The sequence below is a fragment of the Janthinobacterium sp. SUN120 genome (assembly GCF_030397735.1).
Taxonomy (GTDB): Bacteria; Pseudomonadota; Gammaproteobacteria; order Burkholderiales; family Burkholderiaceae_D; genus Janthinobacterium; species Janthinobacterium kumbetense.
The window spans coordinates 572,344-595,336 of record NZ_JAPUBW010000003.1 but is presented as its reverse complement, the minus strand read 5'-3'; the positions used below and the strand labels follow the sequence as shown (position 1 = coordinate 595,336).

Sequence of the window (22,993 nt, the reverse complement as noted above, 5' to 3'; positions counted from 1 at the left end):
CTGTTAATTGTTAAAGAACTGTATTCGGTACTGCTTTCGCGCTATCGACAAAGCGTTGTGTTTGTCAGCTGCGAAGAAGGAAGAGTATGAAGCAATTTGCTACGTCCGTCAACTCCTTCTTTTTCTCGTCTCACTCAGCATTTGCATGCGTCGTTCAGCGAGGGGGCGAATTATAGCCGTGCCCTGCACTCTCCGCAAGGGCTATTTCCCCGCCCTCACGGCCCAGCAAGCCTTGTCTTCACTTCAAGCGCCTTTTTGTGCAGCCTGTCGCAATCGGCTGGTGTAGTTCGTGGTCTTTAGGCACAGTGGCAACATCAGACTCTGACGCGGCTCAACAAGAGGTTAAACTTGCCCGCTGCGTCGATTAACTCTTGTACTTGAAAGTGCCCCCATGCTTCCGATTTCCAGCCTGCCCCAATTGTTGAAAACCATCCTCGCTTGGTTGCAACGGGCATTCGACGCGACGACGACCTGGGTCACCCAACTGTCCTGGTGGAAATTCTTCCTGTTCGCCGCGCTGGCCCTGATCGCCGGTTCCATTTTGCAAGATGAGCTGTTCTCGTCCAGCCAGAACGAAGAAGTGGTCATCAAGTCGCACAAGCGCAGCAGCAAGGGCTCGGGTGAAACCAATATCCTGATCGACGATACGGGCATCCATTTCAATCCCCGCAACAGCAAGAACCGGCGCAGCAGCACGACGGAGGCGGCCAGCGAGCCGGCCGATGCCGCCGAGGCGGACGAGCACGCAAACACCGTGCCGCCGGCACCGCCGGAACCGCCGGCCGCCCCCGCCAAGCCCAGCTATCCAGTAACGACGAATGCCTCGGGCGAAGAAGTCCATATTGAATTGCCGCCGCAAATCGGCGAAGAGTTGTCGAATGCCATCGAAGAAGCCGTCGATGATGCGGCAGAACAAAAAGTGTCGCGCTATCACCAGCAAGCGTCGACCTGGTTCAAGAGCTTTGTGTCCTTGCTGGTATTGGCCCTGTTCGCCATGAAGGCCTTGGTCGGCGGCAAGAAACGTGCGGAAGCGGAAACCGTCACGGCAAACGAGGCCGCCGAGCGCGAATCCATGCAGCGCCAGCTCAGCGAAGCGAAGATGCAGATGATGCAAGCCCAGGTCGAGCCGCATTTCCTGTTCAACACGCTTGCCTCCGTCGAACACCTGATCCAGGTCGACCCGCCGCGCGCGGCCAAGATGCAGCGCAGCCTGATCCAGTATCTGCGCGCCGTGCTGCCGCAAATGCGCGACAACGCCCTGATTACCAACCTGGGCCGTGAAGCGGACATGGTGCAAGCGTACTTGAACCTGCTGAAAATGCGCATGGAAGAACGCCTGACCGTCGACTTCCAGATTCCCGACGGCCTGCGCAGCGCCGCCTTCCCGCCCATGATGCTGCAATCGATGGTGGAAAATGCCATCAAGCACGGCCTGGAAGTCAAACCGGAGGGCGGCACCCTGCGCATCGTGGCCGAAGTGGCGCACAGCAAGCTGCGCGTGACGGTGACCGATGACGGCCTGGGCTTTGGCGTGGTGCCCAGCGATGGCACGGGACTGGGTTTGCCCACCATCCGCGAGCGCCTGAAGCTGTTGCATGGCGACCAGGGCAGCCTGACCATTACGCCAAATCAACCGTCCGGCGTGTGCGCCGTGATCGAAGTGCCATATCAATTGTCCAAATAAGACAGAGTAGTTGATAAAAACGCTAAATCATTGAATAATCAATCTTCGCCTGTTCACACTTGAGACCTATGCCTACCGCTATTATTGCCGACGACGAAAGACTGATGCGCGACCAGCTGCGCCTGCGCCTGGGCCAAGCCTGGCCTGAACTGGAAATCATCGGCGAAGCCAAGAATGGCGACGAAGCGATCGAACTGGTGGAACAACTCAAACCGGATTTTGCCTTCCTCGATATCCGCATGCCGGGCAAGACGGGCATGGAAGCGGCGCAAGTGATCGGCAGCAAGACGCATATCGTCTTCGTCACGGCCTACGATAGCCACGCCGTCGAAGCCTTCGAGCGGGGCGCCGTCGACTACGTGCTCAAGCCGCCCGAGCATGAGCGCTTGCTGGTCACCGTGGAGCGCCTGAAAACGCACTTGAACAAGCCGGCGCTGGACGTCAACAGCAGCGTCACGGCCATGCTGTCGCAGCTGGCGGAAAAAATCACGGCCAAGCCCACCTACCTGCAATGGATACAGGCCAGCATCGGCCAGGACTTGCGCATGATCCCCGTGGAAGAGATCCTGTTCTTCCGTTCTGACGAGAAATACACCTGCGTGCAGACCGCCAAGTACGAGGCGCTGATCCGCAAGCCCGTGCGCGACCTGGCCGAAGAGCTCGATCCTTCGCTGTTCTGGCAAATCCACCGCGCCACCCTGGTCAACGTGAATGCCATCGAAGGCGTGACGCGCGACATCCGCGGCCGCCACCTGGTACTCATCAAAGGCAAGTCCGACAAGCTCGAAGTGAGCCGCAGCTTCTTGCACCTGTTCAAGCAAATGTAAGTCTCCCGCCGCCGCCCGGCCCAGGCCGGCGCGGCGCGCCCCCTCTTCTTTCCCCTTCCTGCGCCACATCAAGCCACGCCGCGCCAACAGGCATAGGCTATATCAAGTCCTGTCCGCCACTCCTGTCTTGCCTGCCTTCGTTCACGTTCGCAAGGAGAATCCCATGCCTGACCGAGGCAGTTCGACACTGCTGCGCATCCTGCCGCTAGGCATGGCGGCGATGCTTTTGCTGTGCTTGTTTCCTCCACTGAAAGCCCGCCGGCAGCGGCAGGCCCGCGGCCAGGCCATCATCGACAGCGCCAGCGACGCCTTCATCAGCATCGACAGCGGGCAAATCATCCTGCATGCGAACGCGGCGGCGGCCAGATTGTTCGACGACACGCCGGCCGGCATGCGTGGCATGCGCCTGGGCCACTACATCCTGCGCGACTTGCGTACCCTGGGCGGCCTGGGCAAGCACGACGGCGATCCGCCGTTTGGCGACATCAGCCAGGAGCTGCGCCTGACGGGCCGGCGCGCCACCGATTACACGCTGACGGGACGGCGCAGCGATGGCCTCATGTTTCCCCTCGAAGGCTCGCTCTCGGCCATGCAGGAAGACGGCCATAGCGTGTTTACCATCATCGTGCGCGACATCAGCGCGCGCCAGCAGATGCATGAACAGCTGGCCCGCTCCTTCTCGCAACTGCGCGAATTGTCGAGCGCGCTGCAATCCATCCGCGAAGAGGAGCGCAAGCATATCGCGCGTGAATTGCATGATGACCTGGGGCAATTGCTGGCCACCTTACGCGTCGACCTGACACTGGTGCGCCAGCACACGGACACCACGGAGTCTCTGCAAGCCTTGCTGCACAGCATGGATGGCTTGCTGGTGACGGCCATCACCTCGTTGCGGCGCATCGCCAGCAACCTGCGTCCGCGCGCGCTCGATGAAGGGGGATTGTATTTTGCGCTGCAAAAACTGCGCCACGACTTCCTGCTGCGCCGCGCCATCCATTTCGACTTGCTGGCCGACGAGGCCGACCTGGTGCTCGACGATGCGCGCAGCACGGCCATCTACCGCATCGTGCAGGAAGCGCTGACGAATATCGCACGCCATGCCGAGGCCAGCCACATCACCATCGCCCTGCACCGCATCGATTCCTCGCTGGCCATCACCATCCAGGATGACGGCCGCGGGATTGCCGAACACGACCTGGAAAAAGCCACGGCCCTGGGCTTGCTGGGCATGCGCGAACGGGTGTGGGGCTTGAACGGCAGCATCCATATCGGCGCCGACAGCGAGCTGGGCGGCACGCGCATCGACATCTCGCTGCCCATGCATGCGGAGGCGGCAGCGGCGGCGATGCAATAAAAAAGGCGCCCGCAGGCGCCTTTCACTTCGTCACATCGAACGATGCTTAGAATTTGTGTGCGAGGCCGATCTGGTACGAGGTCAGCGACTTCACGCGCTCGCGGCCAGCGTACGCGTACACGTCGGTGCGCTTCGACAGGTGGTAGTCGTAGCCGACGCCGAATTCCTTGATGGTGTCCTGATCCTTGAACTTGTTGTTGCTTTGCTCTTGCTTGCCATACGACACTTTGGCATCGCCGCCGCCAACCGTATAGTTCAGGCCGATCAGGTAGGACTTGAATTCGCCAGTCGTGGCTACCTTGGTGTCGCCTTTCGAGTAGGCGGCCGTAATCTTGGCCGGGCCGAATTTATAGCCGCCACCGATGGACCACAGGTCAGGCTTGGCGGCCGTTGCCGTTGCTTGCACGGCTTTTTCGTAGCCGGCGTGCAAGCTGATCGGGCCGTTGTCGTAGGTTGCCAGGCCAATCACGCCTGCGTCAGCGCTGTTGACTTCGCTCAACACGTATTGCAGGCTGCCCACGAAACCTTCAAAGCTTGGGCTGTTGTAGGTCACGGCATTGTTGACGCGCGACGAACCGACGCCCGAACGCAGCAAGGTTTCATTGTTCTTGCCGACCACGCCGTAGGTGTTGAAAGGATCGACGCGGGCGATGGTGCCATCGACCAGATTCTTGGTGCGACCCAGGATGGCGGTACCAAACGCGCCTTTCAAGCCCACATACGCTTGACGGTCGAACAACACGCCTTTTTGCGCGCCGGTGTCTGCCAGGAATTCACTTTCCAGGTTGAAAATTGCGGACAGGCCGCCACCCAGATCTTCCGTACCCTTGAAACCGAGGCGCGACGCGTTGTTTTCGCGTTGTACCGTCGGCTGGCCAGTGGTCTTGGCAATACCGAGGTCAACCAGGCCGTACACGGTGACGTTCGATTGTGCTTGTGCCGTAGCTGCTGCGAAGGTGCCGATGATCAATGCTGCCAGAGTAATTTTTTTCACTTGAGATTCTCTACATTAGGTTGGACAAGAGTGGTGCTGCTTAGCTGCTGAACCGAATCATGCCCACCAAATACTTCAACAATATGACATCGACAAGATGTTGTTTTTCAGCACAACATCTTGTCAGATAAAAACAACAGGCGAAAAAAAACCGCCCGAGGGCGGCTTGTGTTGCCGTGACTGCCTTACTTCAGGCGGCAGCTCAGCAGCCAGTAGTATTCCAGGCGCTTCATGCGGATTTCGCGGGCCGAGTGGGCAAACTTCTTGCGCAGGTGGCTATCCGACGGGAAATTCTTCAGCACTTCATAGCGCTCGCCCCCCTCCGTCGTGCGGAACTGGTGGGTATTGCCTTCCAGGTCGGTGCGCGCGATCACGGTGCTGCTGCCGTCGACATAGGAATTGTCGATCAGCACCAGCAGAATGTCCTTGCCCAGCTTGCTGCGCAATTGCTTCAGGTATTTGTCCTGGTCTTCGCGCTTCACGTGCGACCACCAGAAACCGGCGAACACGGCCGTGAACTTGCCCAGCAGATCGTCCGGCAGATTGAATGCGTCGAGCTTGGCGAAGGTCACATTGTCGGGCAAGCCGCGTGCCTGGGCCAGCGCCAGCATTTCATCGTTGATATCGGTGGCCAGCACGGACTCGGCCGACTCGGCGACCACTTCCGTCCAGTAGCCGGTGCCGCAAGCCAGTTCCAGCACGGTGTGGCCTTCCAGCACGTCGGCGACCTTGTCGCGCAACACTTCCAGGTCTTCCTGGCGTTCTGGCTTGTCATAGACGCGCTCGTACTGCTGCGCGATGGTGGCGTAATATTTGGCAAGCTGATCGGTAATCATTGTTTCTTCTCTTCTTAAATAATCTTGGCCAGGCACCTCGCCCGGCCGATTTCATGCATTGTTATAGTTCGTAGTGCTCTTTATCACCGCTCATCGCCTGCTCGATGAGCTTGCGGTTCAGGGTCGGCGTCAGCAACTCGATAAAGGTATAGATATAGCTGCGCAAATACGCGCCTTGCTTGACGGCAACGCGCGACACATTCATGCCGAACAGGTGGCCGACAGGGATGGCGCGCAAGCCTTTGTCGCGCTCGGCATCGAAGGCCATACCCGCTATGATACCAATCCCCATGCCCAACTCGACATAAGTCTTGATCACGTCCGCGTCGATGGCCTCCAGCAAGATGTCCGGCTTCAGGCCGCGCAGCACGAAAGCATGGTCGATCTTGTTGCGTCCGGCGAACGCGCTGTCATAGGTAATCAGGGGGAAAGCGGCGATTTCTTCCAGGGTCACGGACTTCGACTTGAGCAGCGGATGGTCGACCGGCACCACCACCACATGTTCCCATTGATAGCATGGCAAGGTGATCAAGCCATCGATGGCGGCGATCGATTCCGTGGCGATGGCCAGGTCGGCCTGATCGCGCTGCACCATTTCGGCGATCTGGCGCGGATTGCCTTGCAGTAACGACAATCTTACCTTCGGGAACTTCAGCATGAAGGCTTGCACCACCTTGGGCAAGGTGTAGCGCGCCTGCGTATGCGTGGTGGCAATGGTAAAGCTGCCGCTGTCCTGCGCCGCGAATTCCTTGCCGATGCGCTTCATGCTGTCGATTTCCTGCATGATCAGCTCGACCGATTCCAGCACCAGGCGGCCCGGCTCCGTCAAGCCGCGGATGCGCTTGCCGTGGCGCGTAAAGATATCCACGCCCAGTTCTTCCTCCAGCTCGATGATGGCTTTCGAAACGCCCGGTTGCGACGTAAACAAGGCCTTGGCGGCGTCCGTCAGGTTGTAATTCTGCCGGACCGCTTCGCGCACGAAGCGCAGTTGATGGAGATTCATTGCTGGTTTGCCCTAGATTGCCGTGATTTGCCGAGTTTCCGCCCCACCCATGATTTTGCGTTCATGCATATACGCATATCGCATATAAGCAAATGCGTACTTAGTAGTTTGGATTAAACGCCAAGTTTATTACTATTGCGGGTACTTTGGGGGTGAAAGCATGACTTTGTCTTATATAGTCTCAGGATTTGCCGTAGGATTACTCGTAGGAATGACCGGCGTGGGCGGCGGTTCGCTGATGACGCCGCTGTTAACCTTGCTGTTTGGCGTGCCGCCTTCCGTGGCCGTGGGCACCGACCTGGCCTTCGCCTCGATCACCAAGAGCGCCGGCACGCTGACGCACCGCCTGCGCGGCACCATCCGCTGGGATATCGTCAAGCGCCTGTGCATCGGCGCCCTGCCCGCCGCCGTCGTCTCGACCCTGGCGCTGAAATCGTTCGGCACCCTGTCGCCGGAAATCGGCCAGATCATCCGTTACTCGATCGCCGGCTCCGTACTGCTGACCGTCGTGGCGCTGATCTTCAAGGGCCGCATGCTGGCCTGGATCAATGCCCACCCCGAGAAACAATTGCAAGGCAACAAGCTTGCCGCCGCGACCATCATTGCTGGCGCCGTGCTGGGCGTGCTGGTGACGGTATCGTCGATCGGCGCCGGCGCCATCGGCGCCACCCTGCTGGTGATGCTGTATCCACGCATGAGCTCGGCCGAAGTGGCCGGCACCGATATCGCCTACGCCGTGCCCCTGACGGCCATCGCCGCCCTCGGCCACTGGTGGCTCGGCTCAATCCACTGGGAATTGCTGGCCTCCTTGCTGGTCGGCTCCCTGCCCGGCATCACGCTCGGTTCCTGGGTCGCCCGCTCCGTGCCGGAAAAGTTTTTAAGAGTGCTGCTGGCGATGACCTTGACCGGCGTGGCAGTGAAGCTAATCTATTAATTGACCGACCATGTGACAAGAGCAGTATCAAGAACATAATCCCAGGCAATCTTCCAGCACCCCGGCTTTTTTAGGAATTGATATGTACCATTACGATCAGTACGACCACCTCATCATCAAAGAACGCATCGCCCAGTACCGAGACCAGGTTGCGCGCCGTATCGCCAATGAACTGACGGAAGAGGAATTCATTCCGCTGCGCCTGCAAAACGGCCTGTACATGCAGCGCCATGCCTACATGCTGCGCATCGCCGTGCCGTACGGCTTGCTGTCGTCGAAGCAGATGCGCATGTTCGCGCACATCGCGCGCAAGTACGACCGCGGCTATGGCCACTTCACCACGCGCCAGAACATCCAGTTCAACTGGATTGAGCTGGAGCAAACGCCCGATATCCTGACCGACCTGGCATCCGTGGAAATGCACGCGATCCAGACCTCGGGCAACTGTATCCGTAATACAACATCCGACCCGTTCGCCGGCGTCGCGGCCGATGAAATCATCGATCCGCGCCCGTACGCGGAAGTCTTGCGCCAGTGGAGTACCTTTCACCCCGAATTCATCGCCCTGCCGCGCAAGTTCAAGGTCGCCATCAATGGCGCCGAAGAAGACCGCGCCGCCATCGCCGTGCACGATATCGGATTGACGGCCGTGCGCAATGCGGCCGGCGAAGTGGGCTTCAAGGTCATGGCGGGCGGCGGCATGGGCCGCACCCCGATCCTGGGCAGCGTCGTGCGCGAATTCCTGCCGTGGCAGCACTTGCTGACCTACATCCAGGCCATCATGCGCGTGTACAACCTGCACGGCCGCCGCGACAACAAATACAAGGCGCGCATCAAGATCCTGTTGAAAGCCATCGGCGTGGAAGAATTCACGCGCCAGGTGGAAGCAGAGTGGGTCGATCTGAAGGATGGTCCGGAAACCTTGAGCGCCGAGGAAATGCAGCGCGTGGCGGACTTCTTCAATCCGCCCGCCTACCTGGCCCTGCCGGAACTCGACTACAAGGCCGAGCACGCGGACAACAAGGCGTATGTGAACTGGCTGGCGCGCAACGTCAAGCCGCACCAGCGCCCCGGCTACGTGGCCGTGGTGCTGTCCCTGAAGAAAACCGGCGTGCCGCCGGGCGACGCGACGGCCGAGCAGATCGACTTCGTGGCCGATCTGGCCGACCGCTACAGCTTTGGCGAACTGCGCGTGACGCACGAGCAAAACCTGGTGCTGGCCGACGTGGAGCAATCGAAACTCTTTGCACTGTGGCAAGAAGCCAAGGCGCACGGCCTGGCCACGCCGAACATCGGTTTGCTGACGGACATGATCTGCTGCCCCGGCGGCGACTTTTGCTCGCTGGCCAACGCCAAGTCCTTGCCGATCGCGGCCGCCATCGCAGAACGCTTCGACAGCATCGACTTCCAGCACGACATCGGCGAGATCGAACTGAACATTTCCGGCTGCATCAATGCCTGCGGCCACCACCACGTGGGCAGCATCGGCATCCTCGGCGTCGACAAGGATGGCAGCGAATGGTATCAAGTGTCGATCGGCGGCGCGCAAGGCAACAACGCGGCCATCGGCAAGATCATCGGACCATCGTTCTCTTCCCTGCAGATGCCTGAAGTCATCGGCCGCCTGCTGCACGTCTACGTGCGCGACCGCCACGAAGGCGAGCGCTTCGTCGATACGGCCCAACGCCTGGGCCTGGCGCCGTTCAAGGAACACGTATATGCAACGCCGATCACCGTCGGCAACCTGGTGGGAGAAGACGAATATGTTTGAAGTACGCGAAGAAATCATCAAGAATGCCGCCGTAGTGCCGAATACCTGGGGCTTGCTGCGCCTCGATGAAAACGACACGCCGGAAGCGGTGGTCGTTCCGGCCGGCAAGGTCATCGTGCCCCTGCTCGTTTGGCAAGCCCAGCGCGCAACCCTGTCCGCGCGCCTGCCCGACATCGGCGTGTGGCTGGCCAGCGACGAGCGCCCGGAAGAACTGGCGGCCGACGTGGCGCAACTGCCCGTCATCGGCGTGGATTTCCCGAAATTCACGGATGGCCGCGGCTACTCCATCGCCTTCAACCTGCGCGCCCGCCTGGGTTTCCAAGGGGAATTGCGCGCCATCGGCGACGTGTTGCGCGACCAGCTGTTTTCCATGCACCGCGTCGGCTTCGATGCGTATGCGACGCGCCCGGACCGCAGCATCCATGACGCGCTGAAAGGGTTATCTGTGTTTTCGGAAACCTACCAGGCGTCGTGGGATCAAAAATCGCCGCTGTTCCGCCGCCACCACCGCGAAGGCCAGAATCCTGACCTCGACAACGCGGCCGGCATCTGAGGGCCCATCATGAGCGATCTGACTTCTTTGATACACGCCACCGAGCAAACGCTGACACGCATCGCCGCGGATTTTTCGCCGGCCGTGTTCGCGTCCAGCCTGGCAGCCGAAGACATGGTGCTGACCGACATGATTCTCAAGGCAAAGCTGCCCATCGGCATCTTTTCACTGGAAACGGGCCGGCTGCACCAGGAAACCCTGGCCGTGCTCGACAAGGTGAAGGCCCGCTACGACCACGACATCACCCTGTACCGCCCGCAGCCCGACGCCGTGGCTGCCTACGTGGAACAGAACGGCTTGAACGCGTTCTACAATAGTGTCGAGATGCGCCGCGAATGCTGCCGCATCCGCAAGGTCGAACCGCTGGGCCGCGCCCTGGCCGGCAACAAGGCCTGGGTGACGGGCCAACGCCGCGCCCAGTCCACCACGCGCGCCGAATTGCACGTGCAAGAAGAGGACGCCGCGCATGGCATGACGAAATTCAATCCGCTGGCCGACTGGTCGGAAGAAGACGTGTGGGCCTATATCCGCGCCAACGACGTGCCCTACAACGCGCTGCACGACCAGGGCTACCCGTCGATCGGCTGCGAACCGTGCACGCGGGCCGTGCAGCCTGGCGAGGATGTGCGCGCCGGACGCTGGTGGTGGGAAAACCCGGATTCCAAGGAATGCGGCCTGCACATGGTGGACGGCAAATTGATACGCATCAAATCCGTGGCAGCTTGATCAGACACAACAGATACAGCAGAACAAGAAAGCACCCTATATGAGCAATATTTTGAACCAGCGTCACCTCGACAGCCTTGAATCGGAAGCCATCCACATCATGCGCGAAGTGGCGGCCGAATCGGCCAACCCTGCGCTGCTGTTTTCCGGCGGCAAGGATTCCGTCGTCCTGCTGCGTTTGGCCGAGAAAGCCTTCCGCCCAGGCAAGTTCCCATTTCCCCTCGTGCATATCGACACGGGCCACAACTTCCCGGAAGTCATCACTTTCCGCGACAAGAAGGTGGCCGAGCTGGGCGAGCGCCTGATCGTCGGCTCCGTGGAAGACTCGATCAAGCGCGGCACCGTGCGCCTGCGCAACCCGGCCACGGATTCGCGCAATGCGGCCCAAGCCGTGACCTTGCTGGAAACCATCGCCGAACACGGTTTTGACGCCTGCATCGGCGGCGCCCGCCGCGACGAGGAAAAGGCCCGCGCCAAGGAACGCATCTTTTCCTTCCGCGACGAATTCGGCGCCTGGGACCCGAAAGCCCAGCGTCCGGAACTGTGGGACCTGTATAACACCCGCGTGCATCCCGGTGAAAACATGCGCGTCTTCCCCATCTCGAACTGGACGGAGCTGGACGTGTGGCAATACATCGCCCGCGAGCAACTGGAATTGCCGCCGATCTATTTCGCGCACGAGCGCCAGGTGATCCCGCGCAACGGTTTATTGGTGCCGCTGACGGATCTGACGCCGCCGCGCGAAGGCGAAACGGTGGAAACGCAGGTCGTGCGCTTCCGCACGGTGGGCGACATTTCGTGCACCTGCCCCGTGTCGTCGGATGCGGCGACGGTCGACGCCATCATCGCCGAAACGGCAATCACGCAAATCACGGAACGGGGCGCCACCCGCATGGATGACCAGACGTCCGAAGCCTCGATGGAAAAACGCAAGAAAGCAGGGTATTTCTAATGAACGCAGCAATCCAGAACACCAATCTCACCGACAGCGTCGAACGCGGCATGTTGCGCTTCATCACGGCCGGTTCCGTCGATGATGGCAAAAGCACCCTGATCGGCCGTTTGCTGTTCGACAGCAAGGGCATCTTCGCCGACCAGCTCGACGCCATGTCGCGCTCCAAGCACAAGCGCACGGTAGGCGACACGGTCGACCTGTCGCTGCTGACGGACGGCCTGGAAGCGGAACGCGAGCAAGGCATCACCATCGACGTGGCTTACCGCTACTTTGCCACGCCGAAACGCAAATTCATCATCGCCGACACGCCCGGCCACGAGCAATACACGCGCAACATGGTGACCGGTGCATCGACCGCCGACGCCGTCATCATCCTGATCGACGTGTCGAAAGTCAAACTGGGTGACGATGGCAGCGTGGAACTGTTGATCCAGACCAAACGCCATTCGACCATCGCCCATTTGCTGCAGATCGAGCACGTGGTCGTTGCCGTCAACAAGATGGACCTGGTCGACTACGATGAAACGGTCTACAACCGCATCGTGGCCGCCTACCGCGAATTCGCCCAGTCGCTGGGTTTGAAAGATATCACGCCGATCCCCCTGTCTGCCTTGACGGGCGACAATGTCGTCGAACGCGGCGACAAGCTGGGCTGGTACACGGGCCCGACCCTGATCGAACTGCTCGAATCGCTGTCCGTCTACGACGAATCGCACGACACGCCGTTCCGCTTCCCCGTGCAGCTGGTGGCGCGCCACAATGGCCACGAAGCGAACGACTTCCGTGGCTACATGGGCCGCATCGAAGCGGGCAAGGTCAGCATCGGCGACACCCTCGTGGTGCAGCCATCGGGCCAGACGGCCACCGTCAAGGATATCGTCACCCTGGACGGCTCGCTGCCGACGGCCGTCGTGGGCCAGTCCGTGACCTTGCTGCTCAATGAATACCTGGATATCTCGCGCGGCGACTTGCTGGCGAGCAACGATCGCCCTGCCACCCTGCTGAAACAGGTGGTGGCCGACGTGTGCTGGCTGTCGGAAGACGCGCTGGACCTGCGCCGCAAGTACTGGATCAAGCACGGCACGAAACAGACGGCGGCCAAGGTGACGGCGATCGAATCTATCCTCGACATCAACACGCAGCAGCGCCACCCAGCCGAAGGCTTGAAGCTGAACGACATCGCCCGCATCAGCCTGAACGTGCAGCAGGCGCTGGCGGCCGACGCGTATGCCGATATCCGCGCCACGGGTGCGTTTATCCTGATCGATGAAGTAACCCACCAGACGGTCGCGGCCGGCATGGTCCGGCTCTAACCCCGTATCGTCCAGGAAAGGCAGCCATATGAACAGCTCCCCATCTCTCCCCGGCAAGGTCTACCTGGTCGGCGCCGGCCCCGGCGCGCAAGACCTGATGACCTTGCGCGGCGCGCGCCTGCTGGCGCAAGCGGACGTCGTGCTGCACGACGCGCTGGTCACCGAAGAGATGCTGGAGTTGTGCCCGCAGGCGCAAAAAATCCTGGTCGGCAAGCGCTGCGGCCAGTTGTCGACGGCGCAGGCGTTCATCAACAAGCAACTGGTCGACAACGCGCGCAAGCACGCCGTCGTCGTGCGCCTGAAAGGGGGTGACCCCATGCTGTTCGGCCGCGCCGACGAGGAATTGCGGGCGCTGGAAGGGGCGGGGATCGTCGTCGAAGTGGTGCCCGGCATCACTACGGCCCTGGCGGCCGCGGCCGCCACGCAGCAGCCGCTGACCAAGCGGGGCGTGTCGCGCAGCGTGGCCTTCTTTACGTCCAGCACGGCGCCGGGCGAGCCGGACCAGACGCGCATTCCCGACTGCGATACCCTGGTGCAATACATGGGTGGCCGCGAAGCCATCACCACGGCCCAGCGCCTGCTGGCCCAGGGCCGCCGTGCCGACACCCCGGTGGTGGTGATTGAAAACTGCAGCCGCCCGGACCAGCGCATCGTGCGCCTGCCGCTGAGCACCCTGGCGCATGGCCTGGGCGACACCCACGGCCCCGTGCTGGTGATGCTGGGCGACGCCATGGCCACGCGCGCGCACCAGGCCACGGAAGCAGCGGTCGCCATTCTGGCGCGCCATGCTTGAATAAACACACCGTATTTTACCGACTTTAGAGTCAGTAACTGACGTCTTCCGAGGAAACATGATACGATGCTCACGCATCTTTTCTCGAGAAGTTGTTGCGTGATAGCAAGAAAATCACGCTTCGCCCCGCCATAGCGCTTGCTGCGCGGCCTCCCGGCTGACGGGAGCCGTCCGGCAATCTCCCCGAAAAAAGCTGCGCCCGCAGGCTGCAATACCGCGCCGCGCAACTTGAGCCGTCACAATCAACAATGAATTTCTCTTCCGTGCGCGAAGCCCTGACTTCGCTCAGCCGCAGCAATGCCGGCGTCGCCGGCGCTGTGCTGCTCAGCATGCTCGCCTCCATCGCCCTGTGGACGGTATTCCCGAATATCGACGATGAAAACCACTTATTGGAATGGCTGCAGGCGCTGTTCCTGGCCCTGGCCTGCAGCGTGCACGGCACGCGCGCCTGGCAAGAGCCTGACCGCCAATCCTTGCGTTTCCTCATGCATGCAGGTTTGTCTGCCCTGCTGTTCGGCTTCCTGCTGCGCGAACTCGATATCGACCAGTTCGGCACGGCGCCCGCCTGGGCTCAGCTGGAAAAAGCCCTGCGCGTGGTGGAATTGCTGATATTGATACGCGTGCTGATCTTTTTCGCACCGCGCGCGCGCAAGGTATTTGCCCATGCGCCGCAGATTTTCAGCATGCGCATCACCATCCTGACGGCCATCGGCGGCTTGCTGATGGTTGCCGGCTGGCCCTTCGACAAGAAGGTCTTCCATGGCATGCCGGACGCCTATGCGCTGCTGGGCGAGGAAGTCTTCGAACTGGGCGCCTATCTGCTGCTGTTCCTCGCTTCGCTGTCCGACAGCGCAGCCGCCGCCCGCATCAGCCTGGCGCCGAAGACAAAGCTGGCCTAGCCCAGTTCAAACGAGGATGGCAGCGGCAGCAGTCGCTGCAAGGTAGCGGCCACGCGCAACAGGCGCGGGTCGTCGTCCTCGGCCTCGTCGCAGGTATCGTTGATACAGAAAAACGGCAAGCTGCCGAAACGCGCCGCCAGCTCCTCGAGCTGCTGCGGCGCCTGCGCATCGCCGCTGGCGATATGCAGCGGGTCGAGCATGCGCGAGCGCGCCAGCCCCAGATGCACCATCCAGCGCGGCACCAGGTCGGGCAGCAAGGCCGGCACCCGCCACGAGCGGAACACCGTCGCGCGCACGCCGGCAAACATGGCCGGCGCCAGCCCTTCCAGTACATGCAGCGCGCTTTTCAGCATGGGCCGCGGCGCATGCGCATACAGGCGCGGTTCATGCCGGTAATCTGCGTACTGCGCCGACAGCCATTGCCGCGACAAGGTGGCGCAATTGACGGGCGCCGCCACATCGGCGCGCAAGCCCTGCAGCTCATCCTGCAGCGCGCTCTCCGTGAAAACGCTCAACCGCCCATCCCCTTCCCCGCCAAACCAGAATGCGGGTTCGAACGGCGCGCCGAAAAACACGTCGTCGTTCAGATACAGGAAACGCTCGGACAAACCCGGAATATGGTGCAGATACGATTCGATATGGCCGGAATCGAACACCGGCAGGGATGCATCGGGCATCAGGCTGGCATGGTCGATCACCGTCAGGCGCGATGAGGCACGCAGCCAGCGGGGCACTTGCCGGTCCGTCAGCAGGTAGACATGGCCGTGGCCGGGGAAGAAGCGCTCGAGCGCGCGCAGGTTGTAGCGCAGTTCGCCATTGTCGCGGTAGCGCCCCGCCACGTTGCCGTGCAGGGCCAGCTGGCCGGGATGCGCCTGCGCCCAGGCGGCATATGCCTGCTGCCGGCGCGCGCGCCAGGCGGGATCGGCGCCGTCCACCCACAGGTAGACGATGTCGATGCCGCTCAAGGCAGAGGGCTGGAGCCTGGCGCCGCCACGCAGTAATCGGCGATGGCGGCAAGCACGCTGGCGTTCTCGCCCACCGCCTCGACCACCTTCAGGCGCAGCGCCGGATGCTGCTGGCGCAATTCTTCCAGCAACAGCGGCAAGTCGCGCAGCACATGCCCGCCCTGCCCCAGGAACACGGGCACCACGGTGGCGTCCAGGATGGCGCCGGCGGGCAGCTGGGCCAGCAGGGTCGCCACCAGTTCGGGCAGGCGCGGCGTCATCAGTTCCAGGAAGGCCAGGTGCACGCCGGTGCCCGGCATGCGCGCCTGGGTCAGGTCGCGCAGGCGCTCGAAGGGCGCGGCCCACGATGCGGCGCGCGCGCCATGGGCAAACAGGATCAGCGCCTGCTGCACGTTCGTCTCCATCAGTGCCGCTCCACCCACCACAGGGCGCCCAGCGCCAGCAGCAGGTACAGGGCGCTCGGCGCCACGGCCGTCAGGAAGGCCGGCCAGGTGCTGAGCAGGCCAAGATGCGAGAACAGGGTGTTGACCAGCATGAAGCTCACGCCGATCATGATGCCGATGAAGATCTTCAGGCTGATGCCGCCGCTGCGCGTATGCATGTAGGCAAACGGCAGCGCCAGCGCCATCAGCACGAAAATGGCCAGCGGGTCGATCAGTTTTTTCCAGAAGGCGATGCGGAAACGCTCGGTTTCCTGCTTGTTCTCGGCCAGGTGGCGCGTGTACACGGCCAGTTCGCTGGCAGACATGCGCTCGGGATCGGACGCCGACACCGTCAGGATCTTCGGCGTCACTTCCGACGTCATGTCCTTGCTGGCGCTTTGCACCGTGCGCACCAGGCTCGTTTCCTGCCCATAGTAGTTCGCCAGCTTCGGCTCGAAGCCTGGCAAGGCGGCCGCGCTGTTCGAGAACGACGTTTCCGTCACCTCGGTCAGGCGCCAGATATTATTGCCCTGATACGTAGCTCCCTTGGCCACGGTCAAGGTGCGCAAACGCATATCGGTGTCAAATTCATACAGCTTGACGTTTTTCAGCTGGCCGTCCGGACGCGCTTCGCCGACATTGAAAAAGCGCGAACCGGTGACGGTGCCCGTCAAGCCCTCGCTCTTGACCATGTCCTTGGTCCACAGGCCGGAGCGAAACTCGCTCGACACGGCCGCGCCGCGCGAGGTCAGCTTGAGGCGTTCGGCCAGCGGTTCCGTGCGCGGCGTGATCAACTCGCCGAAGATGAAGGTGATGACGACGAAGACGATACCGATGCGGAACAGGAAACCGGCCGCCATCGCCGTCGACATGCTCGATGCGCGCATGATGGTAAATTCGGAGCTGGCGGCAAACTGCGCCATCGTGTAGATGGTGCCGATCAGCGCCGCGATCGGCATCACCTCGTACACGTGTCCCGGCACCAGCACCAGCACGTACAGGAAGGCATACTGGATGGTGTAGCCATTGCGCCCCACCTTGGGCAGCTCGCCCGTCAGGTCGATGAAGGCTTGCAGTGCCAGGAAGGCCAGCAGCACGAACAGCACCGCCTGGAATATCGAGACCGCAAAATAGCGCTGTAAAATCTTCATTTCGATGCCGCTTTACTTGTGTTGCCGGCGCGGCGCGCGCGCTTGAAAGCCGCCAGCAGGACCAGCGGATGATAGCGGTGGTTCACATTCAGGCGCCACGCGAACAGCCCCACCACGGCCAGCGCCGCCAGCAGGTGCAGCGGCCACCAGGCCAGGCCGAAGGTCAGGCGGCCCTGCTTCACGCTCGCTTCGATGACCTTGATCAGGTTGCTGTACGTAAAGAAAATCAGCAGGGCGATGATCAAATTGGTCGAACTGCCGGCACGCGGATTGACAAAGCCCAGCGGAATGGCCAGCAGGATCAGCATCAGGCCGATCAGGGGCGCACTCACCCGCCACAGCAGTTCGGCCATGGTGTAGGGGTTCGGCTCGGCGATGAGCGCCATGGTGCTCATGGCGCGCACGCCCAGTTCCGCGCCCAGTTCCTGCTGCTTGCTCTCGATGCGCATGATGTACTGTTCGAATTCCATGGTCTGGAAGTCCGCCTGCGTCGGCACGCCCTGGTAGCGGCGGCCGCTCTTGAGCACCAGGAAGCGTTCGCCCTTGGCGTCGGTATTGATCACGCCTTCCTTGGCGACGACGACGACGGCGCTGCCTTTTTCATCGACGGTATTGACGAAGACGTTCTGCACCACGGTCTTTTCGCCGCTGACGCCCTCGACGAAGAAGATGCGGTTGCTGCCGGCCGATTCGCGGAACTGGCCAGGCGTGACTTTCTGCAGGTCTTCGCGCTTCTCGAAGCGCGCCACGTATTCATCGCTCTTCTTTTGCGCCCACGGCGTGGCGTACAGGCTCAGGATGCCGGTGGCCAGCACCAGCGGCAGGCCGAAGCTGAGCACGGGCCAGATCCAGCGCGACAGGCTCAGGCCGGAGGCGAACCACACCACCATCTCCGACTCCTTGTAGCTGCGGGTGACGACCATCAGCACCGAGATGAAACCGGTGAGGATGAGGATGGTGGGCAGCTGCATCAGGGCGGAAAAAACCATCAGCGACATGACGTCGGACGACGCGATCTTGCCGCCCGCCGCCTTGCCGAGAATACCGATCAGCATCCAGGTGAGCAGGATGCTGAACAAAACTGTGAAGGTGGCCCCGGCGGCACTAGCCAATTCACGTCGAAGGGCGCGTTGAAAGATCATTCGGAGTTTATAATTCGGGTCAGTTAGTTGAGTAACACGTTACTAGTAAATGAAAACGGAGAACCAAATGGACTTTAGCATAAAAGCATTCGATACCAAGAGCACCCTCGGCACGGCCAAAAGCGGATGCATCGCGGTTGCGGTATTCGAAAACAAAAAACTGTCGCCAGCGGCAAAATCGCTGGACAGCAAGGGTGCGATTTCGGCTGCGCTGAAGTCCGGCGACATCAGCGGCAAGCCTGGCAGCACTTTGCTGTTGCGCGCAGTCGATGGCGTCGCCGCCGAACGTGTTCTGCTGGTAGGCATGGGCAGCGACGACGCTGTCAGCGAAAAAAGCTTCACGACCGGCGTACAAGCCGCACTGAAGGCCTTCGGCTCGCTGGGCGCTGCGGACGCCATTATCGCATTACCGCTGACTGAAGTGAAAGAGCGCGACGTAAATTGGGCAATCCGTTGCGTGGTGCAAGCCGCCCACGACAGCGAATACCGCTGCGACTCGCAAAAAAGCAAAAAAGATCCGGCACCGGCAGGCGTGCGCAAGATCGTCCTGGCGGCGCCTGCAACGGCAGCCACGCGCGGCGCGCTGGCGCAAGCCATCGCCATCGCCAACGGTTCCGACCTGACGCGCAACCTGGGCGACCTGCCGGCGAACATCGCCAATCCGACCTACCTGGCCAACACGGCCAAGCAGCTGGCCAAGGATTACAAGTTCGAAGTCGAAGTGCTGGACCGCAAACAGCTCGAAGCGCTGAAAATGGGCAGCTTCCTGTCCGTCACCAACGGCAGCGAGCAGCCACCGAAGTTCATCGTCCTGAAACACATGGGCGGCAAGGCCAAGGATGCGCCAGTGGTCCTGGTCGGCAAGGGCATCACCTTCGACACGGGCGGCATTTCGATCAAGGCCGGTCCTGGCATGGATGAAATGAAGTACGACATGTGCGGCGCCGCCTCGGTCCTGGGCACCTTCCGCGCCATCGGCGAAATGAACCTGAAGCTGAACGTCATCGGCGTCATCGCCGCGTGCGAAAACATGCCGTCGGGCCGCGCCACCAAGCCGGGCGACATCGTCACCTCGATGAATGGCCTGACCATCGAAGTGCTGAACACGGACGCCGAAGGCCGTCTGGTGCTGTGCGACGCGCTGACCTACGCCGAACGCTTCAAGCCGGCAGCCGTGGTCGATATCGCCACCCTGACGGGCGCTTGCGTCGTCGCTCTGGGCCACCACAACAGCGGCCTGTTTACGCGCAGCGATGCGGCGCATGACCAGCTGGCCAATGAATTGCTGGCAGCGGGCAAGCAGTCGAGCGACACGGCATGGCGCATGCCGATCGAAGAGGCGTACAACGAGCAGCTGAAGTCGAACTTCGCCGACCTGGCCAACATCGGCACGCCAGGCGGCGGTTCGGTGACGGCAGCGGCCTTCCTGGAAAACTTCACCAAGAAGTACACCTGGGCGCATCTGGACATCGCCGGCACGGCATGGAAGTCGGGCGGCTCGAAGGGCGCGACCGGCCGTCCAGTGCCACTCTTGACGACGTTCCTGATCAACCGCGTATAAGTTGACGCTTGCCGGTAGCGCCATGCGCTATCGGCAGCGCCATGCACAAAAAACCGCCAGGTCTTGCGACCATGGCGGTTTTTTTATGTACGTTTGAATCAGTAGACGACGGGATTAGGCAAAGGCGATGGCGCCACTTTCGGCTGCACCACCGCTTCCGGCACGGCGGCGGCCGGCGGCGGCGCTGAAATCGGCGCGGGCGGCGGCGCAAGGCGCGCGGGGTCCTGCATGACGATGGTCAAAATGGACGGGTAGTCGAAGCCGGCGCCCGTGTTGCGGTCGACGAAATAGCCGACGCCCAGGGTCAGGATGACATTGCCCCAGACGCTGCCATTGAGCTTGGGATCGATATGGTCGTCCGTCGCGATGGCGGGCGAACCGTGCTTGCGGCAATCGACCTTCAGCGGTTCCTGGCTCTTGCGGATGGTGATGCGCCCGGGCGTGGTAACGAACCATTTGCCCACGTCGTTGCTGAGGATGCAGCCGGCGCCCGTCAACTCGCGGTTGTCCTGGATGGTTTGCACCAGCACCATTTGCTCGGTGTTGCCCGTCAGCGTGGCGCAGCCGCCCAGGCCCAACAGCAGCAGCGTCCTGGCGGCAAAGGGAACAGACAGCGGCACGCGCATGGGAGCTCGCTTAACGGACGGGAATCGGCTGGTCGCCAGGCACGGCGACGGCGGTGACGCTGTTTTTCGGACTGCCTTCGATCAGGCGGTCGGAATACACGAGGTAGACCAGCGCATTGCGCTTGCTGTCGACCATGCGCACGACGCGCACGTGCTTGAAGAAGATCGAGGCACGCTCGGTAAACACTTCTTCCTGGCGCGGCAGCTTGCCCTTGAATTGCAGCGGCCCCACCTGGCGGCACGCCACGGCCGCATCGGCCTTGTCTTCGGCCAGGCCGACGGCGCCCTTGATGCCGCCCGTCTTGGCGCGCGACAGATAGCAGCTGACGCCGGCGACGCGCGGATCGTCATACGCTTCGACGACGATCTTGTGGTCAGGGCCGATCAGTTTGAACACCGTGTCGACCGAACCGATGGTTTCGGCATGCGCCGCGGCGCAGGCAAGGCCCAGCACCAGAGCGGCAGGCAGCAATTTACGCATGAAGAGTATCCCGGGCACGCACGCAGGCGGCCATCAGTTGATGGGAGCGAAACGCTGGACCATGACGCCTTCGACTTCGATCAGTTGAAAGAACACGTCTTTCGGCCGGGTCCAGATGGAACCGTCGGCGGCGCGATACACGATCATCGGCGTCAGATCCGCTTCCAGCGTGGCTTCGCACACCAGTTCATAAATGCCGCCCTTGTAGTGCCGATAACGCATCGCCGTCCCCTCAAGCCGTGGAATCTTCGCTCTTGTCGTCGGCCAGTGCCTTCTGCTTCTGCTTCAGGCCCTGGATCACTTTCAGTATGCCTTCCATGCCGGCCGCGCCATCGGCGCCGCTGAAGGCGTCGAGCACCTCATTGAGCACCTTGTTGCGCACGGTCGCTTCATCGGAAGACATTTCCAGCGCGCGCTGGGCTTTCGCCGCCTTTTCGGCCGCGCTCACGCGCGGCTTGGCAGCCGTCTTGCCATGCGTCAGAGCAGCCTGCCAGATAACCCAGCGGCGCTGGGTCTCGAAAATCAGGTACTCATCCGGTTTGTCTTCTCTTCGCCGCACAATGTGGCCGTCACGCTGCGCCCACGCTTCAAATGCAGTTCGCATTTTCTTCCTTTGCAAATGCTACGCGCAAGTCTCACTATTAAAACTGCAACATTTCAAAATAGTACCATCTATTGATGTCGCAAAACAGTCTCATAGATATAGTACTGCAATTTATATAACAAGTCTGGCGGCGCCAAGGACGGAATTGACACTCCGTCCCCGGCACAGTGGTCATGTAATCGGAATAGCAATTACAACTAATTACAACTGCTTCCTGTTCGGTTCTTAACTTGGCTGTAACAAAGCCGTATGACACAGTTGTTACACGGTGCCATTTTAGTAGTTTTTATCGCGTTTTAGCGAGAAACTTTACACCTTTGTCGCGTTAAACGGCCAGACGCATCCTGCCGCGCCAGCCACTTATGCCAAATCAAACATAGGGGTTGATCAATGATACACAAAAACATAATATTCATGCGCCACGATTGGTTAAGTATAAATATTTTATTTGCCCTCTTTTTCCCGGCAAGTAAATAAAGCCCGCACCGGCCAGGCAGCGCAGGACGCCGGCGACACGCATGCGGTAAGATTCGCGCCTATCGATACCTATTCAAGCAAGGATTTTCCCCATGAAACTCGCCACCTGGAACGTCAATTCGCTCAAAGTGCGCCTGCCGCAAGTGCTGCAATGGCTGACGGACAACCCGGTCGACATACTCTGCCTGCAAGAAACCAAGCTCACGGACGACAAGTTTCCCGTCGCCGAAATCGAGGCGGCCGGCTATCAGGTGGTCTTCAGCGGCCAGAAAACCTACAACGGCGTGGCCATCCTGTCGAAGCTGCCGATCACCGACGTGGTGAAGAACAACCCGCGCTATGAAGATGCGCAACAGCGCATCCTGGCCGCCACCATCGGCGGCGTGCGCGTCGTCTGCGCCTACGTGCCGAACGGCCAGAGCATCGATTCGGACAAGTACGAGTACAAGCTGGGCTGGCTGGCCGCCCTGCACGACTGGCTGGCGGAAGAAGCACAGCAGCACCCGCAACTGGCCGTCGTCGGCGACTACAACATCGCGCCGGACGACCGCGACGTGCACGACCCAGTCGCCTGGGCCGGCCAGGTACTGGTGTCGGACAAGGAACGCGCCGCCCTGCAGCGCCTGTTCGACCTCGGCCTGACAGACGCCTTCCGCCTGTTCGAGCAGGCGGACAAATCGTTCAGCTGGTGGGATTACCGCCAACTGGGCTTCCGCCTGAACAAGGGCCTGCGCATCGACCACATCCTGCTCTCGCCCGCCCTGAGCGCCCGCTGCACGGCGTGCGTCATCGACCGCGTGCCCCGCAAGTGGGAACAGCCGTCCGACCATGCGCCCGTCGTGGCCACCATCGACTAGACAAGGCGCGCATCATCGACAATGGAGCACTCGCCCCGCAAATGGGAACAGCCGTCCGACCACGC

General features: G+C 61.3%; 24 protein-coding genes. 13 read left to right on the top strand and 11 right to left on the bottom strand.

The annotated features are described in order from the left end of the window. The first annotated feature begins 391 nt into the window (after positions 1 to 391). From O0879_RS20570 to O0879_RS20560, 3 genes are all read left to right on the top strand, one after another. The gene (locus O0879_RS20570; protein ID WP_289918461.1) at positions 392 to 1,684 is read left to right on the top strand and encodes a histidine kinase; all 1,293 of its coding nucleotides are present in this window, start codon (positions 392 to 394) and stop codon (positions 1,682 to 1,684) included. A gap of 68 nt (positions 1,685 to 1,752) precedes the next feature. Beyond that, the gene (locus O0879_RS20565) at positions 1,753 to 2,511 is read left to right on the top strand and encodes a LytTR family DNA-binding domain-containing protein (RefSeq protein WP_034751497.1); all 759 of its coding nucleotides are present in this window, start codon (positions 1,753 to 1,755) and stop codon (positions 2,509 to 2,511) included. A 163-nt stretch (positions 2,512 to 2,674) separates the two neighbouring features. After that, positions 2,675 to 3,865: a PAS domain-containing sensor histidine kinase gene (locus tag O0879_RS20560; protein ID WP_289918459.1), complete on the top strand. Its 1,191-nt coding sequence runs from the start codon at positions 2,675 to 2,677 to the stop codon at positions 3,863 to 3,865. 46 nt (positions 3,866 to 3,911) lie between these two features. On the opposite strand, the gene O0879_RS20555 is transcribed toward O0879_RS20560, so the two are convergent. The 3 genes from O0879_RS20555 to O0879_RS20545 all read right to left on the bottom strand — a co-directional run bounded on the left by O0879_RS20555 (position 3,912) and on the right by O0879_RS20545 (position 6,698). Next, positions 3,912 to 4,859 (bottom strand): porin, encoded by a 948-nt coding sequence (locus O0879_RS20555; protein ID WP_046682561.1) that lies wholly within the window; start codon positions 4,857 to 4,859, stop codon positions 3,912 to 3,914. 185 nt (positions 4,860 to 5,044) lie between these two features. Beyond that, positions 5,045 to 5,695: a class I SAM-dependent methyltransferase gene (locus O0879_RS20550; RefSeq protein ID WP_099665030.1), complete on the bottom strand. Its 651-nt coding sequence runs from the start codon at positions 5,693 to 5,695 to the stop codon at positions 5,045 to 5,047. Positions 5,696 to 5,756: 61 nt separating this feature from the next. Continuing rightward, entirely contained in the window at positions 5,757 to 6,698 is a 942-nt protein-coding gene (locus O0879_RS20545) for a CysB family HTH-type transcriptional regulator (RefSeq protein WP_034751505.1), read from the bottom strand. A gap of 160 nt (positions 6,699 to 6,858) precedes the next feature. Here O0879_RS20545 and O0879_RS20540 point away from each other — a divergent pair, with 160 nt between their 5' ends. The 8 genes from O0879_RS20540 to O0879_RS20505 all read left to right on the top strand — a co-directional run bounded on the left by O0879_RS20540 (position 6,859) and on the right by O0879_RS20505 (position 14,642). Further along, a complete protein-coding gene (locus O0879_RS20540; RefSeq protein WP_289918457.1) occupies positions 6,859 to 7,632 on the top strand; it encodes a sulfite exporter TauE/SafE family protein in 774 nt (257 codons plus the stop codon). An 82-nt stretch (positions 7,633 to 7,714) separates the two neighbouring features. Beyond that, positions 7,715 to 9,403 (top strand): nitrite/sulfite reductase, encoded by a 1,689-nt coding sequence (locus tag O0879_RS20535; protein ID WP_289906108.1) that lies wholly within the window; start codon positions 7,715 to 7,717, stop codon positions 9,401 to 9,403. Further along, on the top strand, positions 9,396 to 9,956 hold the full coding sequence (locus O0879_RS20530) for a DUF934 domain-containing protein (RefSeq protein ID WP_289918455.1): 561 nt from the start codon (positions 9,396 to 9,398) through the stop codon (positions 9,954 to 9,956). Before O0879_RS20535 ends, O0879_RS20530 begins: the two co-directional genes overlap by 8 nt. Before the next feature lie 9 nt (positions 9,957 to 9,965). After that, complete coding sequence (locus O0879_RS20525; RefSeq protein ID WP_289918453.1) at positions 9,966 to 10,682, top strand: phosphoadenylyl-sulfate reductase; 717 nt, start codon at positions 9,966 to 9,968, stop codon at positions 10,680 to 10,682. A gap of 40 nt (positions 10,683 to 10,722) precedes the next feature. Further along, positions 10,723 to 11,634, top strand: a complete 912-nt coding sequence (cysD, locus tag O0879_RS20520) for a sulfate adenylyltransferase subunit CysD (protein WP_034782216.1) — start codon at positions 10,723 to 10,725, stop codon at positions 11,632 to 11,634. Beyond that, positions 11,634 to 12,950, top strand: a complete 1,317-nt coding sequence (locus O0879_RS20515) for a GTP-binding protein (protein ID WP_251350055.1) — start codon at positions 11,634 to 11,636, stop codon at positions 12,948 to 12,950. The genes cysD and O0879_RS20515 overlap by 1 nt, the downstream gene beginning before the upstream one ends. 28 nt (positions 12,951 to 12,978) lie before the next feature. Further along, the gene (gene cobA / locus O0879_RS20510; protein ID WP_289918449.1) at positions 12,979 to 13,743 is read left to right on the top strand and encodes a uroporphyrinogen-III C-methyltransferase; all 765 of its coding nucleotides are present in this window, start codon (positions 12,979 to 12,981) and stop codon (positions 13,741 to 13,743) included. A gap of 248 nt (positions 13,744 to 13,991) precedes the next feature. Then, positions 13,992 to 14,642: a hypothetical protein gene (locus tag O0879_RS20505; RefSeq protein ID WP_289918447.1), complete on the top strand. Its 651-nt coding sequence runs from the start codon at positions 13,992 to 13,994 to the stop codon at positions 14,640 to 14,642. On the opposite strand, the gene O0879_RS20500 is transcribed toward O0879_RS20505, so the two are convergent. Genes O0879_RS20500 through lptF form a run of 4 tightly spaced genes read right to left on the bottom strand, consistent with a single transcriptional unit; the run spans position 14,639 to position 18,322 of the window. Continuing rightward, positions 14,639 to 15,607 carry a Stealth CR1 domain-containing protein gene (locus O0879_RS20500; protein ID WP_289918443.1) on the bottom strand — a complete coding sequence of 323 codons (969 nt, stop codon included), beginning with the start codon at positions 15,605 to 15,607 and terminating at the stop codon, positions 14,639 to 14,641. The two genes, O0879_RS20505 and O0879_RS20500, sit on opposite strands and share 4 nt — an antisense overlap. Next, positions 15,604 to 16,011 (bottom strand): CbiX/SirB N-terminal domain-containing protein, encoded by a 408-nt coding sequence (locus O0879_RS20495; protein ID WP_289918441.1) that lies wholly within the window; start codon positions 16,009 to 16,011, stop codon positions 15,604 to 15,606. The genes O0879_RS20500 and O0879_RS20495 overlap by 4 nt, the downstream gene beginning before the upstream one ends. Then, on the bottom strand, positions 16,011 to 17,180 hold the full coding sequence (gene lptG, locus O0879_RS20490) for an LPS export ABC transporter permease LptG (RefSeq protein WP_289918440.1): 1,170 nt from the start codon (positions 17,178 to 17,180) through the stop codon (positions 16,011 to 16,013). The genes O0879_RS20495 and lptG overlap by 1 nt, the downstream gene beginning before the upstream one ends. Further along, positions 17,177 to 18,322 carry an LPS export ABC transporter permease LptF gene (gene lptF, locus O0879_RS20485; RefSeq protein ID WP_077401100.1) on the bottom strand — a complete coding sequence of 382 codons (1,146 nt, stop codon included), beginning with the start codon at positions 18,320 to 18,322 and terminating at the stop codon, positions 17,177 to 17,179. The genes lptG and lptF overlap by 4 nt, the downstream gene beginning before the upstream one ends. Positions 18,323 to 18,389: 67 nt before the next feature. On the opposite strand from lptF, the gene O0879_RS20480 reads away from it, so the two are divergent. Further along, positions 18,390 to 19,883, top strand: a complete 1,494-nt coding sequence (locus O0879_RS20480) for a leucyl aminopeptidase (RefSeq protein WP_289906114.1) — start codon at positions 18,390 to 18,392, stop codon at positions 19,881 to 19,883. Between the two features lie 98 nt (positions 19,884 to 19,981). Here the strand turns inward: O0879_RS20480 and O0879_RS20475 are convergent, their stop codons facing one another. The 4 genes from O0879_RS20475 to O0879_RS20460 are packed head-to-tail and all read right to left on the bottom strand — an operon-like array spanning position 19,982 to position 21,594. Then, positions 19,982 to 20,509 (bottom strand): hypothetical protein, encoded by a 528-nt coding sequence (locus O0879_RS20475; protein ID WP_289918438.1) that lies wholly within the window; start codon positions 20,507 to 20,509, stop codon positions 19,982 to 19,984. Between the two features lie 10 nt (positions 20,510 to 20,519). After that, positions 20,520 to 20,990 carry a CreA family protein gene (locus O0879_RS20470; RefSeq protein ID WP_289906116.1) on the bottom strand — a complete coding sequence of 157 codons (471 nt, stop codon included), beginning with the start codon at positions 20,988 to 20,990 and terminating at the stop codon, positions 20,520 to 20,522. A gap of 33 nt (positions 20,991 to 21,023) precedes the next feature. After that, positions 21,024 to 21,212, bottom strand: coding sequence for a DUF1653 domain-containing protein (locus tag O0879_RS20465; RefSeq protein ID WP_034782199.1), 189 nt, complete (start codon positions 21,210 to 21,212; stop codon positions 21,024 to 21,026). A 10-nt stretch (positions 21,213 to 21,222) separates the two neighbouring features. Continuing rightward, entirely contained in the window at positions 21,223 to 21,594 is a 372-nt protein-coding gene (locus O0879_RS20460) for a hypothetical protein (protein ID WP_034751548.1), read from the bottom strand. Between the two features lie 569 nt (positions 21,595 to 22,163). On the opposite strand from O0879_RS20460, the gene xth reads away from it, so the two are divergent. Further along, the gene (gene xth / locus O0879_RS20455; protein WP_289900071.1) at positions 22,164 to 22,928 is read left to right on the top strand and encodes an exodeoxyribonuclease III; all 765 of its coding nucleotides are present in this window, start codon (positions 22,164 to 22,166) and stop codon (positions 22,926 to 22,928) included. Positions 22,929 to 22,993 lie beyond the last annotated feature (65 nt).